Here is a 13,448-nt window from a genome sequence, read left to right on the forward strand (position 1 = left end):
TCCTGCCGCAACCCCCTGCATTTGTTTACTTCCTCAGCCTAGTTGTGTGCGCTGATGCCGCTGCGGAATTGTTCGAAACCGGCGCGGGCTGCCTTGTAGCAATTGCCTGCGGCCGCTTCCAGGCCCTCGCGGTCGAGCACTTCGACCGTACCGCGGCGGTACTGGATCAAGCCTTCGTCCTGCAGCTTGCGGGCCGTGACGGTGACGCTTTCGCGGCGCACGCCCAGCATGTTGGCCATGGTGTCTTGCGTCACCTTCAGCTCGTTCGACAGCGAACGGTCGAGGCGGTCGAGCAGCCAGCGGCACAGCTTTTGCTCGATGCTGCAATGACGGCCGCCCACCACGTTCTGTGCCATTTGCGCAAACATGGCGCTGGTATAGCGCATCAGCAATTGCGCCAGCGCGCCGCCTTCATTGAACACTTCCCGCAGGAAGGCTGTTTTCAGGCGGTAACCGTAGCCGGCCGTTTGCACGATGGCCGTGCAGGTGGCGCGCTCGGCTTCGTACAGCACCACGCCGGCCACGCCTTCGCGGCCGATGACGGCGATCTCGGTGGTGGCGCCGTCTTCCATCACATACAGCAGGGAAACGATGGCGTTGGTGGGGAAGTACGTGTATTCAATCTTGCCGCCACAGTCGAACAGGTGCTTGCCGGCAGGCAGGGCGACCAATTCCAGTTGGCAAAACAGGCGCTCCAGATCGGCGCGCGACAAGGCGCGCAGCAATTCGTTCTGTTGCGCGCCCGTGATGCTGATCATGGGCGTGGCGGGAGCGGCTTGCCAGTTGTGCTGGACGGCGGCGTGGGTATTCGTTGCTGGTGTCAGGTTGCTATAAGCTTTGTACATGGTAGGGCCTCGTCTTCTGATTTTGTTGGATGGCGCTGCTTTTCTGGCTTGCTAGCGTTGTGCTGAATCTTGTATCCACTATAGAACCGGGGGCTGTGGACGGGCATCGGATGAGCCGACGCGCTTATGTAGGCTAGGAACATTGCCTCGTGTCATCCGACTCCTACGCCTGTTCCTGCTTTTTTCCCTGTGGAAACAGCCGCACTTGGGCAAAAATACGCCACGCTATCCGCGAACTTTGGCCGTATGCCGCGATCAAACCACTCTGCGTCTGGTGCGACGGTGATAAAATGTTGCACTGCGGAAATTTGGTTTGTGCCGGTATGAGTTGCTGCACTTGCTCTCCACCACTGCTCCCTTTCCCGCAGCCTGCCCTCACTGCGCGCGCCGTGCCTTTGCCAGCGCGCGGCTGTCTTGTCCCGCGGTCTTGTCCCGTTTACCCGTTTATGAAGGAAAGCAACGCATGAAATGGTTTTTTGATTTGAAAATTGCCACCAAGCTGATCTTGTCGTTTGGTGCCGTGCTGCTGTTGACGGCCGCGCTGGGCGTATCGGCGATCTTTTCCATGGCGCGCATCAATACCGCGTCGACGGATCTGTCTGATAATTGGATGCCCAGCGTGCTGGCGGCCATGTCCATGCGCAGCGACGTCAGCGATTTCCGCCGCTGGGAACTGGCGCACATGCTGGCCGCACAGGATGCCGACATGGCGCAGAATGAAACGCGCATGACGGAAACGCAGGCCAAGCTGAAGGTGGACGGCGACAAGTACCGCAGCCTGATTTCGGAATCGGGCGAGAAGGAAGTGTTCGAGCGCTTTCTGGCGCTCAACGATGAATTCATGCGCCTGCACGCAACCATGCTGAGCCTGTCGCGCGAGATGAAAAAGGAAGAGGCGCGCGCGCTGGCCGTGGGGCCGTCTGCCCAAGTCATGACGGACATGATGACGGTCCTCGATAAACTGGTGTCGATCAATACGGATGGCGGCGTGCGCTCGAGCGCCAGCGCCGACGCAACCTATGCGGCCTCGCGCGCCAGCCTGATTGGCTTGCTGGTGGGCATCGTCGTCATCGGCATGCTGCTGGCGCTGTGGGTGGCGCGCAGCGTGGCGCGTCCGCTGATCGCGGCCGTCGGTGTGGCGCGCCAAGTGGCGGCCGGCGATTTGACGGCGCATATCGTTGTGCAATCGCAAGACGAAACGGGGCAATTGATGCAGGCCCTGAAAGACATGAATGCCAGCCTGCAGACGCTGGTGGGCCAGGTACGCAGCGGCACCGATACCATCGCCACGGCGTCGAGCCAGATTGCCGCCGGCAACCAGGATTTGTCGTCGCGTACGGAAGAGCAGGCCAGTTCGCTGGAAGAAACAGCCTCGTCGATGGAAGAGCTGACGTCGACCGTGAAGCAGAATGCGGACAATGCGCGCCAGGCCAACACCATGGCGCTGACCTCGTCGAGCATCGCCATCGAGGGCGGCAAGGTGGTCGGCGAAGTGGTGGGCACGATGGCGTCGATCAATGCTTCATCGCGCAAGATCGTCGACATCATCGCCGTCATCGACGGTATTGCTTTCCAAACCAATATCCTGGCCCTGAATGCGGCCGTCGAGGCGGCGCGCGCGGGCGAACAGGGGCGCGGCTTTGCCGTCGTCGCCACGGAAGTGCGCAACCTCGCGCAACGCTCGGCCGCCGCGGCCAAGGATATCAAGGTCCTCATCGGCGATTCGGTCGAGAAAGTCGAGGCGGGATCGAAACTGGTGGACCAGGCGGGCCGCACGATGGATGACATCGTTGCCAGCATCACCCGCGTGACGGACATCATGAGCGAGATCACGGCCGCCAGCAGCGAACAGAGCGCCGGTATCGAGCAGGTGAACCAGGCCATTGCCCAGATGGATCAGGTGACGCAGCAAAATGCGGCCCTGGTGGAAGAGGCGGCGGCAGCGGCCGAATCGATGCAGGAGCAGGCCGCCAGCCTGAGCGCCGTGGTCAGCATCTTCAAGCTCGACGCGGCCAGCACCTTTGCAACCGGGCCGCGCGCGCCCGCCGCCGTCAAGGCACCGGCAGCCGTGGCGCCGGCAGCGGCGCCGCGTCAATTGGCCAGCACGGCGCGACGTACTGCGCCAGTGGATGAGTGGGAAAGCTTTTAATTAAGTAAGAAATTAAGCGCGCTTGCGCGCTTTCCTGACGCCCTGGGTGGCGGGGGCTGCTACGGCTTGCTGGCGCTGTTGCCACGCCCTCAGGGCCTCTTCGTAGGCGGCCAGGTCTTCCTGGTACATTTCCAGAATGCAAAAGGTGCAGCCGCTGTGGCAGCACTCGTCATTGCCCGGTTTGCTGGGCGCTTGCGGTGGCGGATCGTGGGGCAGAGGCGGGGTGGGCATGGTGAGGGCAGGGGGCGGCGGAAGAGGCATCGGAGCTGGCATTGAAGTTGCCATCATACGGCATCCCGGCGGGCCTTTGCTGGAACGCTTTTTGCTCAAAAATCACGGTTTCCGTGTACAGTTGCGGTGAATTAGGGTATCGTTTACAGCACTGATATTGTATCTTCTGCGCGCGATGTTCCGCCGGCGCGATCTCCGCCGCCATCGCAGCACATCTCTTCGACGCTCCCGCATACGCCCTACAGCATGTCCCGGAGCACGGAGGTGCCGCAAGAACAATGATCCATGGCTTGCAAGACGGAGCTGCCTGTGCCCCGAAATGTTGTTTATTGAGAAAGCATGGCTTCCGCAGTGCGGAGGCACACCAGAAAATTTATGTCTGAAACCGAATCGACTCCTACGCCCAGCCCGGCGATTGCCCCTGAAGCGGCGCCCGCCGCCGCTATGCCTGCACCAGCACCTGCCGCATCCGCTGCTCCCAGCCTGACTTTTGCCGACTTTGGCCTCGCGCCTGAAATCCAGCGCGCACTGACCGACCAGGGTTACACCCATCCGACACCGATCCAGGAACAAGCGATCCCCGTGGTGCTGCAAGGCCGCGATGTGATGGGTGCCGCGCAGACGGGTACCGGCAAGACAGCGGGTTTCTCTTTGCCGATCATCCAGTTGCTGATGGCGCATGCCAGCAGCAGCATGTCGCCGGCGCGCCACCCGGTGCGCGCGCTGATCCTCACGCCAACGCGTGAACTGGCGGTGCAGGTGGCCGAAAACGTCAAGGCCTACGCCAAGCATACGCCGCTGCGTTCGACCGTCGTCTTCGGCGGCATGGACATGAAGCCGCAAACCGTCATCCTGCGCGGTGGCGTGGAAATCGTCATCGCCACGCCGGGCCGCTTGCTCGACCATATCGAGCAAAAGAACATCAGCCTGAGTCAGGTGCAGATGCTGGTCATGGATGAAGCCGACCGCATGCTGGACATGGGCTTCTTGCCGGACTTGCAACGCATCATCAACTTGCTGCCGAAACAGCGCCAGAACCTGATGTTCTCGGCCACGTTCTCGCCAGAAATCAAGAAGCTGGCTGCCACGTTCCTCAACGATCCGCTGACGATCGAAGTGGCGCGCAGCAACCAGACGGCCGACAAGGTCACGCAAGTGGTGTACAAGGTGACGGAAGACCAGAAGCATGCCCTGGTCGCCCATCTGCTGCGCCAGCGCGACCTGAAGCAGGTCATCGTATTCTCGAATACCAAGATCGGCGCCTCGCGCCTGGCCCGCGTGCTGGAACAGGAAGGCATGAGCGCCACGGCGATTCATGGCGACAAGAGCCAGCAGGAACGCATGGCGGCGCTGGAAGCGTTCAAGAAGGGCGAGATCGACGTGCTGGTGGCCACCGACGTGGCGGCGCGCGGCCTGGATATTTCCGACTTGCCTTGCGTCATCAACTTCGACTTGCCGTACAACGCGGAAGACTATGTGCACCGTATCGGCCGCACGGGCCGCGCCGGCGCCTCGGGCGACGCCATTTCGATCTACTCGGATAAAGACGAGCGCTTGCTGGCCGATATCGAGAAACTCATCAAGCAAAGCATCAAGCGCGGTGAATTGACGGGCTTCAATCCGGCTCCTGCCCGCAGCAGCGACAGCGAGCGCCGTCCGCCGCGCCGCAGCGAAGGCGGCGAGGCGCGTCCTGCGCGCACACCCGAGAGCCGCCATGCGGGCGAGAGTCGCGACAGCCGCTCCGTCGAGCGCGGTGCGCGTCCCGCCTTTGGTCCCGGCGCCCGCCGCGAAAAGGCCGATCCCTGGTTCCTGAAGCCATATGAGCCCGCCAAGGCAGCAGCCCCGGCTGCCGCCAGCATGGCGCCTGCCGCGACCAAGCCGAAGCAGAAGGTGGCCGCGTTGCTGGGTGGCTTGTTGAAACAATAATAAGAACTGCCAGCAAGCAGCGTTTGCATGGCGTGCCATGCAGTTGCCAAAAAACGTTCCGACGCCACGATATGTTGAAGACGTGGCGACGTCATGATTTTCCTAGCAGCGGTATCGACTCGCGCGCCATCGCATCAGGCATTTTCATGCCAATGCGATGGCGCGTTTTGCATTTTGGCATGCACCGAATGGTGCTGAGCGGCGGGAAAAATGGGGGCAGCACCGGCTTTTAATCAAGCAGCGCTAGAGGGGGCCTGTTTGCCAGTCCGGCAGGCCGGACTGGGTAATCTTGCGACAGATGAATACCATGCTGCCGGTATCACATTCTTAGTCAGCTAACTGCTCGCGGTTCGCTAACCACCATTGCCGCCCCAGTGCAAGCAGGCAGCCGAGGAAGAGTCCAAGCAATGCGCTGGCCATCAAGGCTGTGGACAGGCGGGTGGTGCGATTTTCGGGCAAACTCGGGCCGGCGATGAAGCGGCTCTTTTCCAGATACAGATTGATAGAGTTTTGATTGTCGACTGTGATTTTGTTGTACACCTCTTTGATCAGTTCGTCATTCAAGTCCTTGGTTTTGAATGCCTGTTCCTTGCTCGCTTCCAGTGCGCGCAGCACCGCCTCGCCTGACTTGTTGGCGTCGAGTGCCGCTTTGGCGATATCGTAGTAATCACGTAACAGCAGATATTGTTGCTGTTCCCGCTTAGCCTGGTAAATGACTTCTTCCGCGGTGCTGGCTTCGACCTCCGCAGTCATCAGTTGCGTCACGGGCGACAGGTAGCGCGAATTTTCATCCGTCACTGTGACGACTTGCGATGTGTTTTGCACGTCGGCCTTGGGGTAGCGGGCGACGATCTGCTTGAGGTCCTTGATACGCCTGCCGTACTCCGCCAGTTTCTGCTTGCTGGCAATGATGTCATTGTCAAGTTTGGTGATTTTTGCGGTAATCTCCAGATGCTTGAAGCGCAGCGAATCTGTGTAGATCAGATAAACAATCGTGTCCATGGTGTAACGGCCCAGCAGGGCGACGATACGTTGTGCCTCTTCCGGGGTGCTGGCGTCATAGCTGATGCGCAAACCGATCACATTATTGCTGCTTTCCTTCGGCTGCTCCATCAAGTCCTTGGCATCAAGTTTGGTGAAGGGGAAAATTGGCTCGATGATGGTATTCAAGTTTTTTTCGCTGGTGATATTCTTGCGCAGACCAGTGATGCCGGGAGTATTGTCGAGCTTGGCGGCCTGCACAAAGTCATCGAAGCGACCGCGACTGCCAAATGCTGCCGAATAGCGCTTGTAGTCGCTGAGCTGAATGCCGAAGGCGGCTTCCTTAGCGTCTTTTGTCTTCGCTGTTTTTTCTGCTTGCAAGGGAATAGGGCCGCCAAATTGCAAAAAGCCTTCACTCTTGTACTTGGCCAAATACAGTGTGCTGCTCACGCCCAGTGCGATGCTGGCCACGGTCAAGCCGACAATCATGCGACGCGCATGCCACAGCGTGCTCAGAGGGTCGCTTCGGGAAGTCACCGCGCCATCCTGCTTGGTAGTACGTTGAGTGATTTTTTCCTGCGTTTCCATATGGTTTCTCAAATTGTGTGTGGATGAATAGAATGCAAAAAGGAGCCAGTGCGGCCACTCACCAGGCAGTGGTGGCTTGCTGCTTCTATCGGGCTTGCTCCGCCATCAGTATGGCGCCTGCGTCTTGTTTTTTTCGGACCAGATTAAATCTTCAATGCCGCATTGTGGTGCATATTCCTTCACCGCCTTCAGTAGTACCATGCGCACATCTTCATAGGCGAAACGCGCGCAGGCATCGTCGAGTTCGCGCAGCAGTAGCTGTAATTCGGCGTGCGGAATTTCAGATTCCTGCGCGCGCATGATCAGCGGGTGCTCGGTGCCTTCGACATTGTCGCCGATGAGTAGTTCTTCGTACAGCTTCTCACCGGGCCGCAGGCCGACATGGACGATTTCGATGCCGTCCGGGGCCGACTTGCTCTTTACTTCCAGCCCGCTCAGATGCACCATGCGTTCGGCCAGATCCACGATCTTGACGGGTTCACCCATGTCAAGCACGAAGACGTCACCGCCTTCTCCCATGGCGCCAGCTTGCAGCACTAATTGCGCCGCTTCAGGAATGGTCATGAAATAGCGTGTGATCTCGGGATGCGTCAGGGTAATGGGGCCACCTGCCATGATCTGTTTGCGGAAGAGTGGCACAACCGAGCCGGATGATCCTAGTACGTTGCCAAAGCGCACCATGCAAAAACGCGTCTTGCCGCGTTCCTGTGCAAATGCCTGCAAAATCAGTTCCGCCAGGCGTTTTGTCGAACCCATCACATTCGTCGGACGTACGGCCTTGTCTGTTGAAATCAGGACGAAGCACTTGACGCCAGCGTCCATCGCCGCGCGTGCAATACTTAAGGTGCCAAAGACATTGTTGCGCACGCCTTCAATCGGATTGTGCTCGACCAATGGCACATGTTTATAGGCTGCCGCGTGATATACGGTTTCGACCTGGAAAGTGCGCAAGATCATCGCGCACTTTTCCGTATCCAGTACGGAGCCAAGAAAGGGCACCAACTCGAGTTCCAGCCCTTGCGCGTGCTTGAGACCCTTCAATTCCTGCTTGATTGAGTACAGTGCAAACTCGGACATTTCCAGAAGTATGAGTCTGGAGGGGCGCAGGCGGATGATCTGACGGCACAGTTCGGAACCGATCGATCCGCCCGCACCAGTCACCAATACTGATTTTCCGGTGATGCAAGTGGCGACCAGATCTGTGTCCGGAGCCACCTGATCACGTCCCAGCAAGTCCTCTATCTCAATGTCGCGTACGTCCTGCAGGCGAAGCTCACCGTTGACGAGGCTGGCAACAGGTGGTGTCACCTTGATCTTGACCTTGAGGGGTTCGATTTTGTCGAGGATGTGTTTCTGCTGGCTCTTCGGTATCGATGGCATGGCCAGCAGGACTTCGCTGATGTTCAGTTTTCCGATCAATTTGGGCAGGCTCGAGGGCGGGTAAACACGGATGCCGGCAATCGAGGCGCCTTGCAGTTCGGTTTTGTCGTCGATAATGGCAACCGGAAGGTACTCACGGCCGCCACGCAGAACACTTGCCAGTTGGGATCCTGCCTTGCCGGCGCCATAAATGGCTACGCGTACGGCCTGTTTAGGGCCTTTTACGTGCAATAGAAAGCCGCGGGTCAGAAAGCGACTGGCCACGACGTAAGTAATTGCGCTAATCCAGTAAATACCGAAGACGCCGCGCGAAAGTCCCGCCATGTGAGTGACGAACGCGGCCAGCGCCACCAGGCTGGCAACCGACAAGGTGACGCCAAGAATGACGACGTAGACGATCTTTTGGTCAATGAAACGTATCACGGCCCGATACAAGCCGAGACGGATGAAAATAGGGATTGAAACCAGGGGGGCTGCAATTATGAGCCATAAGTAACTGCGGTAAACGTCAGTATTGATGACGTCATACCTGAGGATAATTGCCAAACAAAAAGTTAAAGGTAATAAGAAAAAATCTGCCGTTATGGCGATAATTTGTTTTTGGAATCTGGATAAATCAAGAAATATTTTCATTTTACTCACTGATGAGTCGCCGGGTAGTCAATTTGCAGGTAATCGACCCGAACAATTTCATGTGCTTTCATATATATAATGAATGGAGACTCATTTGCCGACTGGCGGATTGGGGTATCGAGTCCGTGCGCGCATGGCGATGGTGCAACTGCTCTGTGGCCTCGATCTTGGTGGTGCCGTGAATCTATAGGCCTGATACATCTGTAGGGGGAGCTGCGCGCGGCAGATATTTTCGAGCTGTGATGATAGCGTGCCGGGGGCGGTTCTGCAATGATCATCAGGCGTGCGCGGATGCAGAAATGCTTGTGTTACCATAAAAAAGTGTAACTTTATGTGACCAAATGGGACCTGAATTTTCCTGTCTACAGTAGTAAAAGCGTCACATTAGTCCATGGCGCGCCCCTGTGTTGCCGCCCTTTTCCGCCTCGAGGTCTATCCAGATAGGCTCGGAGTCGTTATACTGGACCACCCTTTTACAATCTGGCTCTCCTCTTTCTTTATATCATCTTTCTTTCTTGATGTCCTAACGTGCGGCACGTGTCCGTTTCGTTTTTTCGGGTGGTGTAATTGTTGTAATTATCTAAGAATTTAAACCTAAAAATGAACGATAGCAAAAACAAGAAGTTTCTAAATCAACTTATTTCGAAATTCGAAAATGGCAATGCGGTTATCGGCATTGTGGGTTTGGGCTATGTTGGTCTGCCTTTGATGCTGCGTTATGCCGATGTCGGTTTCAAAGTGCTGGGTATCGATATTGATATGGTCAAGGTCGATAAGCTGAATCAAGGGATCAGTTACATCGAGCATATCTCCGCCGAATCCATCAGTGAGGCGCGTGCCAAGGGTTTCGAGGCTACCACTGATTTTTCGCGCGCCACCGAGGCTGATGCGTTGATTATCTGCGTGCCCACTCCGCTGAACGATTACCGTGAGCCAGACCTGAGCTATGTCCTGAATACAACAGAAGCGCTGGTGCCGCATATGCGTGCAGGTCAGATCGTTTCACTGGAAAGCACCACCTACCCTGGAACCACCGATGAGGAGCTCAAGCCGCGTATCGAGGCTGGCGGTTTCACGGTCGGCGAAGATGTATTTCTGGTGTTCTCGCCCGAGCGCGAAGATCCGGGTAACCAACATTTCGAAACCCGTACCATTCCGAAGATTTGCGGCGGCACCACAGAGGCCTGCCAGCAGGCTGGCATTGCGCTTTACAGCCCCGCCATCGATACTGTTGTGCCGGTCAGCTCGACGCGCGCGGCCGAGTTGACCAAGTTGCTGGAAAACATACACCGTGCCGTCAATATCGGTTTGGTCAATGAAATGAAAATCATAGCCGACAAGATGGATATCGACATTCATGAAGTCATTCGTGCCGCAGCCACCAAACCCTTCGGCTTTACGGCCTATTATCCCGGCCCCGGCCTGGGTGGTCACTGCATCCCGATCGACCCGTTCTACCTGACGTGGAAAGCACGTCAATATGGTCTGCATACCCGATTCATTGAACTGGCGGGCGAGATTAACAGCGACATGCCGCATTGGGTCATCAGCAAGCTGGCCGATGCCCTCAATGATCGCTCGCGTTCGATCAAGGGCAGCAAGGTGCTGGTCCTGGGTATTGCTTACAAGAAGAACGTGGACGATATGCGCGAGTCGCCATCGGTGGAATTGATGGAGATCCTGCGCGACAAGGGCGCCGATATCGCTTACTCGGATCCGCACGTGCCGGTCTTCCCGAAGATGCGCGAACACCATTTTGACTTGTCCAGTGTTGCACTGACCGCCGCCACAATCGCGTCCTATGATGTGGTGCTGCTGGCCACCGATCACCGTGCCTTTGATTATGCCTTGATTCAGGAGCACGCGAAATTGATCGTCGATACGCGTGGTGTCTACCTGACGCCGGCATCCAATGTTGTCAAAGCCTAATTCCGAAAGATTATTGAATGCGCCATTTTCCACCTCCGGTCACTGACCGCAAGATCCGCTTTGCCCTGGTCGGCTGCGGACGCATTGCCAAGAATCATTTCGGTGCGATCCAGCAGCATGCTGACCGTTGCGAACTCGTCGGCGTGTGTGACATTAGTCCGCAAGCGCTGGCCGAAGCTGCCGCTAGTACGGGCGCCACGCCTTATACCAGTCTGACCGAGATGCTCGCGCATTGCCAGGCTGACGCGTTTATTCTGACGACACCGTCTGGCATGCATCCGGAGCAGGCGATCCAGATTGCCGAGGCTGGCTACAGCGTTATCACCGAAAAGCCGATGGCAACCCGCTGGGATGATGCCAAGCGCATGGTCGAAGCCTGTGATGCCGCCAACGTGCGCTTGTTTGTTGTGAAACAAAATCGCCGCAATGCGACCTTGCAGTTGCTTAAGAAGGCCGTCGAGGAAAAACGTTTTGGCCGTATTTACATGGTGAACCTGAACGTTTTTTGGACCCGCCCTCAGGAATATTATGACAGCGCGAAATGGCGTGGTACCTGGGAATACGACGGTGGCGCCTTCATGAATCAGGCCAGCCACTATGTCGACCTGATCGACTGGGTCATCGGCCCCGTCGAGAGTCTGCATGCCTACACCGCCACGCTGGAGCGTGACATCGAGGTCGAGGATACCGGCGTCATCAGTTTGCGCTGGCGTAATGGCGCGCTCGGTTCGATGAACGTGACCATGCTGACCTACCCCCGCAATCTGGAAGGTAGCATCACCATCCTGGGCGAAAAAGGCACAGTACGTATCGGCGGCGTTGCCGTCAACGAAGTGCAGCATTGGGAGTTTTCCGAGCCGCACCCGGATGACGAGAAGGTCAAGGAAGCCAGTTATCAAACCACGTCGGTGTATGGTTTTGGCCATCCGTTGTATTACGACAATGTCATCAAGGTCTTGCGTGGCGAAGCCGAACCTGAGACGGACGGCCGTGAAGGCTTGAAATCGATGGAAGTGCTGATCGCTACCTACCTTTCAGCGCGTGATGGCAAGCGTGTCGCACTGCCCTTGGAGTATTAAGATGGCGGCCACAGTACATTCCAGTGCAATCGTGGACACTGGTGCGACGCTTGGGGACGCTACCCGCGTCTGGCATTTCGTTCATGTTTGCGGTGGCGCACGCATCGGCGCAGGCTGTTCTTTGGGGCAAAACGTTTTTGTCGGCAATGACGTTGTCATTGGTAATAACGTCAAGATACAGAACAATGTCTCCGTGTACGATGCCGTGACCATCGAGGACGATGTGTTTTGTGGCCCCAGCATGGTATTTACGAATGTCTACAACCCGCGCTCTGCGGTAACCCGCAAGGATGAATACCGCAAGACGCTGGTCAAGCGCGGCGCCACGCTGGGCGCCAATTGCACCATTGTTTGTGGCAGTACAGTGGGTGCCTACGCTTTTGTCGGCGCCGGCGCCGTAATCAATCGTGACGTGCCGGACTTCGCCCTGATGGTGGGCGTGCCGGCGCGTCAGGTCGGCTGGATGAGCCGTTTCGGCGAACGGTTGGCGCTGCCTATCGCCGGTGACGGCGAAGCCGTTTGCGAGCACACCGGTGAGCGTTATACATTGCAAGATGGCATTTGCGCCTTAATCAACAACTAACATAAAAGCCAATATGGAATTCATCGATCTCAAGGCGCAATACGTAGCCCTGCGTGACAAGGTTAACGCACGCATCCAGGCAGTTCTCGATCATGGCCAATATATTATGGGGCCGGAAGTCAAGGAGTTGGAAGGCAAGTTGCAGGAATATACAGGGGCGAAACACTGTATCACTGTGGCTTCTGGTACCGAAGCGCTATTGATTGCGCTGATGGCCATTGGCGTCAAACCGGGTGATGAAATCATCACCACACCATTTTCTTTCATCGCCACGGCTGAAGTGATCGTGCTGTTGGGGGCCAAGCCTGTATTTGTCGATATCGAACCTGACACTTGCAATATCAACGCGGCTCTGATCGAAGCTGCAATCACGCCACGCACGCGCGCCATCATGCCAGTTTCCTTGTATGGCCAACCGGCTGACATGGATGAGATCAATGCCATCGCGGCGCGTCATGATCTGGTGGTCATCGAAGACGCGGCGCAAAGCTTCGGCGCAACCTACAAGGGACGCAAGAGCTGCAACCTGTCGACGATAGGCTGCACGAGCTTTTTCCCGAGTAAGCCTTTGGGCTGTTATGGCGACGGCGGCGCTATTTTCACTAGTGACGATGAGCTTGCCCAAGCCATGCGTGAAATTCGGGTGCATGGTCAGTCGAAACGCTATGTGCACACGCGTATTGGTGTTGGCGGCCGTATGGACACGCTGCAATGTGCGGTGGTGCTTGCCAAGTTCGAGCGTTTTGAATGGGAAGTGGCGCAGCGGCTGGAAATTGGTCAGCGCTACAATGAATTGCTGAAAAATAAAGTCGAGACGGTCAGCCAGCGTGCCGACCGTACCAGTGTGTACGGTCAGTTTACTGTGTTCGTCGAGTCGCGCGACGCTGTTCAGGAACGTTTGAAGGCAGCTGGAATTCCGACCGCAGTACATTATCCAGTGCCTATGCATTTGCAGCCGGCCTATGCCGGCTTCGGTGACAAGGGGGCCTATCCGCATGCCGAGCATGCTGCGCAGCGCGTGATGAGTCTGCCGATGGGGCCTGATCAGCGCGCGGAGGAACAAGTCGTAATCGTCGCCGCACTCGGCTAGTCCTGTCTATTGCAGATCCGCGCCGAGATACATC

At 57.1% G+C, this 13,448-nt stretch carries 10 protein-coding genes; 6 read left to right on the plus strand and 4 right to left on the minus strand.

Features of this window, described 5'->3' with window-relative positions; translation table 11 throughout:
* Nucleotides 1–38: 38 nt before the first annotated feature.
* Entirely contained in the window at nucleotides 39–758 is a 720-nt protein-coding gene (locus O3301_RS06150; protein ID WP_035828139.1) for a Crp/Fnr family transcriptional regulator, read from the minus strand.
* Nucleotides 759–1,308: 550 nt separating this feature from the next.
* On the opposite strand from O3301_RS06150, the gene O3301_RS06155 reads away from it, so the two are divergent.
* The gene (locus O3301_RS06155; RefSeq protein WP_305055888.1) at nucleotides 1,309–2,994 is read left to right on the plus strand and encodes a methyl-accepting chemotaxis protein; all 1,686 of its coding nucleotides are present in this window, start codon (nucleotides 1,309–1,311) and stop codon (nucleotides 2,992–2,994) included.
* A 12-nt stretch (nucleotides 2,995–3,006) separates the two neighbouring features.
* On the opposite strand, the gene O3301_RS06160 is transcribed toward O3301_RS06155, so the two are convergent.
* Nucleotides 3,007–3,225: an oxidoreductase-like domain-containing protein gene (locus O3301_RS06160; RefSeq protein WP_289917107.1), complete on the minus strand. Its 219-nt coding sequence runs from the start codon at nucleotides 3,223–3,225 to the stop codon at nucleotides 3,007–3,009.
* A gap of 375 nt (nucleotides 3,226–3,600) precedes the next feature.
* Here O3301_RS06160 and O3301_RS06165 point away from each other — a divergent pair, with 375 nt between their 5' ends.
* Entirely contained in the window at nucleotides 3,601–5,151 is a 1,551-nt protein-coding gene (locus O3301_RS06165) for a DEAD/DEAH box helicase (protein ID WP_305055889.1), read from the plus strand.
* A 327-nt stretch (nucleotides 5,152–5,478) separates the two neighbouring features.
* Here O3301_RS06165 and O3301_RS06170 read toward each other — a convergent pair whose 3' ends face one another.
* Complete coding sequence (locus O3301_RS06170; protein ID WP_305055890.1) at nucleotides 5,479–6,720, minus strand: lipopolysaccharide biosynthesis protein; 1,242 nt, start codon at nucleotides 6,718–6,720, stop codon at nucleotides 5,479–5,481.
* Between the two features lie 105 nt (nucleotides 6,721–6,825).
* Complete coding sequence (locus tag O3301_RS06175) at nucleotides 6,826–8,733, minus strand: nucleoside-diphosphate sugar epimerase/dehydratase (protein ID WP_305055891.1); 1,908 nt, start codon at nucleotides 8,731–8,733, stop codon at nucleotides 6,826–6,828.
* A gap of 600 nt (nucleotides 8,734–9,333) precedes the next feature.
* Between O3301_RS06175 and O3301_RS06180 the strand changes: the two genes are divergently transcribed.
* From O3301_RS06180 to O3301_RS06195, 4 genes are read left to right on the plus strand one after another with little or no spacing between them, the layout of a single operon-like run.
* A complete protein-coding gene (locus tag O3301_RS06180) occupies nucleotides 9,334–10,662 on the plus strand; it encodes a nucleotide sugar dehydrogenase (protein WP_305055892.1) in 1,329 nt (442 codons plus the stop codon).
* A 17-nt stretch (nucleotides 10,663–10,679) separates the two neighbouring features.
* Nucleotides 10,680–11,741 (plus strand): Gfo/Idh/MocA family protein, encoded by a 1,062-nt coding sequence (locus tag O3301_RS06185; RefSeq protein ID WP_289917098.1) that lies wholly within the window; start codon nucleotides 10,680–10,682, stop codon nucleotides 11,739–11,741.
* A gap of 1 nt (nucleotide 11,742) precedes the next feature.
* Nucleotides 11,743–12,324: an acyltransferase gene (locus tag O3301_RS06190; protein WP_305055893.1), complete on the plus strand. Its 582-nt coding sequence runs from the start codon at nucleotides 11,743–11,745 to the stop codon at nucleotides 12,322–12,324.
* 13 nt (nucleotides 12,325–12,337) lie between these two features.
* Nucleotides 12,338–13,414, plus strand: coding sequence for a DegT/DnrJ/EryC1/StrS aminotransferase family protein (locus O3301_RS06195; protein ID WP_305055894.1), 1,077 nt, complete (start codon nucleotides 12,338–12,340; stop codon nucleotides 13,412–13,414).
* Nucleotides 13,415–13,448 lie beyond the last annotated feature (34 nt).

Origin of the sequence: Janthinobacterium sp. SUN211, assembly GCF_030587315.1 — a bacterium.
Lineage (GTDB): Bacteria > Pseudomonadota > Gammaproteobacteria > Burkholderiales > Burkholderiaceae_D > Janthinobacterium > Janthinobacterium kumbetense.

Coding starts and splice junctions, on each gene's coding strand:
- O3301_RS06150 (WP_035828139.1), bottom strand. CDS start 758: ATGATCAGCATCACGGGCGCGCAACAGAACGAATTGCTGCGCGCCTTG.
- O3301_RS06155 (WP_305055888.1), top strand. CDS start 1,309: ATGAAATGGTTTTTTGATTTGAAAATTGCCACCAAGCTGATCTTGTCG.
- O3301_RS06160 (WP_289917107.1), bottom strand. CDS start 3,225: ATGCCCACCCCGCCTCTGCCCCACGATCCGCCACCGCAAGCGCCCAGC.
- O3301_RS06165 (WP_305055889.1), top strand. CDS start 3,601: ATGTCTGAAACCGAATCGACTCCTACGCCCAGCCCGGCGATTGCCCCT.
- O3301_RS06170 (WP_305055890.1), bottom strand. CDS start 6,720: ATGGAAACGCAGGAAAAAATCACTCAACGTACTACCAAGCAGGATGGC.
- O3301_RS06175 (WP_305055891.1), bottom strand. CDS start 8,733: ATGAAAATATTTCTTGATTTATCCAGATTCCAAAAACAAATTATCGCC.
- O3301_RS06180 (WP_305055892.1), top strand. CDS start 9,334: ATGAACGATAGCAAAAACAAGAAGTTTCTAAATCAACTTATTTCGAAA.
- O3301_RS06185 (WP_289917098.1), top strand. CDS start 10,680: ATGCGCCATTTTCCACCTCCGGTCACTGACCGCAAGATCCGCTTTGCC.
- O3301_RS06190 (WP_305055893.1), top strand. CDS start 11,743: ATGGCGGCCACAGTACATTCCAGTGCAATCGTGGACACTGGTGCGACG.
- O3301_RS06195 (WP_305055894.1), top strand. CDS start 12,338: ATGGAATTCATCGATCTCAAGGCGCAATACGTAGCCCTGCGTGACAAG.